Source organism: Streptomyces hirsutus (genome assembly GCF_001418415.1).
Lineage (GTDB): Bacteria > Actinomycetota > Actinomycetes > Streptomycetales > Streptomycetaceae > Streptomyces > Streptomyces hirsutus.
Genome location: NZ_LIQT01000411.1, coordinates 1 through 3,150 on the forward strand (window position 1 = coordinate 1; position 3,150 = coordinate 3,150).

Annotated in this window: 2 protein-coding genes; both read left to right on the forward strand. The window is 74.0% G+C overall.

Annotation, left to right across the window (positions count from 1 at the left end):
* Positions 1 to 61 precede the first annotated feature (61 nt).
* Positions 62 to 1,789 (forward strand): urocanate hydratase, encoded by a 1,728-nt coding sequence (gene hutU / locus AOK11_RS28465; RefSeq protein ID WP_420903026.1) that lies wholly within the window; start codon positions 62 to 64, stop codon positions 1,787 to 1,789.
* A 32-nt stretch (positions 1,790 to 1,821) separates the two neighbouring features.
* A complete protein-coding gene (locus AOK11_RS28470; RefSeq protein ID WP_079035140.1) occupies positions 1,822 to 3,051 on the forward strand; it encodes an allantoate amidohydrolase in 1,230 nt (409 codons plus the stop codon).
* The last annotated feature ends 99 nt before the right edge of the window (positions 3,052 to 3,150 follow it).

Genomic DNA, 3,150 nt, shown 5'->3' on the forward strand with positions numbered 1-3,150 from the left:
GGCCCCCGCCGGGCCCGCCGCGCCGCCCCGCGGCCCCGTCCGCGCCCCGCGCGGCACGGACCTGAGCACCCTGGGCTGGCCCCAGGAGGCGGCCCTGCGCATGCTGCAGAACAACCTCGACCCCGAGGTCGCCGAGCACCCCGAGCAGCTCGTCGTCTACGGAGGAACCGGCAAGGCGGCCCGCGACTGGCGTTCCTTCGACGCCATGGTCCGCACCCTGAGGACCCTCAAGCAGGACGAGACGATGCTCGTCCAGTCCGGCCGCCCCGTCGGCGTCATGCAGACCCACGAATGGGCCCCGCGGGTCCTCATCGCCAACTCCAACCTCGTCGGCGACTGGGCCAACTGGGAGGAGTTCCGCCGCCTGGAGGCCCTCGGCCTGACCATGTACGGGCAGATGACCGCCGGCTCCTGGATCTACATCGGCACCCAGGGCATCCTCCAGGGCACCTACGAGACGTTCGCCGCCGTCGCCGCGAAGAAGTTCGGCGGCACCCTCGCCGGGACCGTCACCCTGACCGCGGGACTCGGCGGCATGGGCGGCGCCCAGCCGCTCGCCGTCACCATGAACGACGGCGTCGCGATCTGCGTCGACTGCGACCCGCGCGCCATCGACCGCCGCATCGAGCACCGCTACCTGGACGTCCGGGCCGACTCCCTCGACCACGCCCTCCGCCTGGCCGCCGAGGCCCGTGACGCCCGCCGCCCGCTGTCCATCGGCGTCCTCGGCAACGCCGCCGACGTGGTCCCGCGGCTGCTGGCCATGGGCGCCCCCGTCGACATCGTCACCGACCAGACCTCCGCCCACGACCCGCTGGCCTACCTGCCCACCGGGATCGCCTTCGAGGACATGGCCGCCGCCGCGGCCAAGGACCCGGCCGGTTTCACCGCCCGCGCCCGGGAGTCCATGGCCCGGCACGTCGAGGCGATGGTCGGCTTCATGGACGCCGGCGCCGAGGTCTTCGACTACGGCAACTCCATCCGGGGCGAGGCTCGACTCGCCGGATACGACCGGGCCTTCGCCTTCCCCGGCTTCGTGCCCGCGTACATCCGCCCGCTGTTCTGCGAGGGCAGGGGACCCTTCCGCTGGGCCGCCCTGTCCGGCGACCCCGCCGACATCGCGAAGACCGACCGGGCCGTCCTCGACCTCTTCCCCGAGGCCGAGTCCCCGCAGAACGCGTCCCTCGCCCGCTGGATGCGCCTGGCCGGGGAACGGGTCCGCTTCCAGGGCCTGCCCGCGCGCATCTGCTGGCTCGGATACGGCGAGCGGGACAAGGCCGGCGAGCGGTTCAACGACATGGTCGCCTCCGGGGAACTCTCGGCCCCCGTCGTCATCGGCCGCGACCACCTCGACTGCGGCTCGGTGGCCTCCCCGTACCGCGAGACCGAGGGCATGCTCGACGGGTCCGACGCGATCGCCGACTGGCCGCTGCTCAACGCCATGGTGAACGTGGCGTCCGGGGCCTCCTGGGTCTCCGTCCACCACGGCGGCGGCGTCGGCATGGGCCGCTCCCTGCACGCGGGCCAGGTGACGGTCGCCGACGGCACCGGGCTCGCCGGCGAGAAGATCCGACGGGTCCTGACCAACGACCCCGGAATGGGCGTCATCCGCCACGTGGACGCCGGCTACGACCTCGCTGACTCGGTCGCGTCGGAACGGGGCGTACGGGTACCGATGCGCGAGGGCTCCGAGGGCTCCGAGGGCTCTGAGGGGTACGAGAGGTCCGGGAGGCATGAGGGGTCCGGGAGGCATGAGGGGCGCGGGGGCCGTGGGAGTGAGGGCGCGTGACCGGGTCCTCCACACCCCCCGCTTTCCAGGAGATGTGGCGTGACCTGCTTCCCCTCGGCCGCCACCCCGAATCCGGCGGCTACCGGCGTTACGCCTGGACCGGCGCCGACGCCGAATGCCGGGCCTGGTTCGCCGCGCAGGCCGGACTGCGGGGACTGCGGCTCGACGTGGACCGGAACGGGAACCAGTGGGCCTGGCTGGGGGACCCCGCCGCCGGGGACGCCGTCGTCACCGGGTCCCACCTGGACTCCGTGCCGGACGGCGGAGCGTTCGACGGCCCCCTCGGAGTGGTCTCCGCCTTCGCCGCCCTCGACGAACTGCGCCGCAGGGGAACGCCGATCGGCCGCCCTCTCGGCATCGTCAACTTCGGTGACGAGGAAGGCGCCCGCTTCGGGCTCGCCTGCGTCGGATCACGGCTCACCGCCGGACAGCTCACTCGAGCCCAGGCGCACCGCCTCACCGACGGCGACGGGATCACCCTGCCCCGGGCGATGGAGGCCGCCGGACACGACCCCGACGCCATCGGGGCCGACCCCGAACGGCTCGCCCGCATCGGTGCCTTCGTCGAACTGCACGTCGAGCAGGGCCGTGCCCTCGACCTGTCCGGCGACCGGGTCGGCATCGCCGGCGCCATCTGGCCGCACGGCCGCTGGCGGTTCGACTTCCGCGGCGAGGCCAACCACGCCGGGACCACCCGTCTCGCCGACCGCCGTGACCCCATGCTGCCGTATGCCGAGACCGTCCTCGCCGCCCGCCGCGAGGCCGAACTCGCCGGTGCCGTCGCCACCTTCGGCAAGATCGCCGTCGAGCCGAACGGCGTCAACGCCATCCCCTCCCTGGTGCGCGGCTGGCTCGACTCCCGCGCCGCCGACCGGACCAGCCTGGACACCGTGGTCGCCGGGGTGGAGAAGGCGGCCCGTCTCCACGCCGCCGCCCACGGCGTGGACCTGGACGTGGTCCGCGAGTCCCACACACCCGTCGTCGACTTCGACCACGCCCTGCGCGACGAACTCGTCCGGATCCTGCACCGGGACAGGGACAGTGACAGGGACCGCGGCCCGGCCCCGGGCCGGATCCCCGTCCTCGGCACGGGGGCGGGACACGACGCCGGGATCCTCTCCGCGAGCATTCCGACCGCCATGCTGTTCGTGCGCAACCCCACGGGCGTCTCGCACTCCCCGGCCGAGCACGCGGCCGAGGACGACTGCCTGGCCGGGGTGGCCGCACTCGCCGACGTACTGGAGGGGCTGGTGGACAGGTGACACGGGACAGCGGCACCACGGCGGGCGCGACGACCGGCCGGGCCACCCCAGCCACCCCGCCCGCCGTGGTGCCGCTGTCCCGTGTCACCTGTCCACCAG

What these genes read in the sequence shown, in the direction of transcription:
- AOK11_RS28470 (WP_079035140.1), top strand. Translation starts at nt 1,822, where the DNA reads ATGTGGCGTGACCTGCTTCCCCTCGGCCGCCACCCCGAATCCGGCGGC.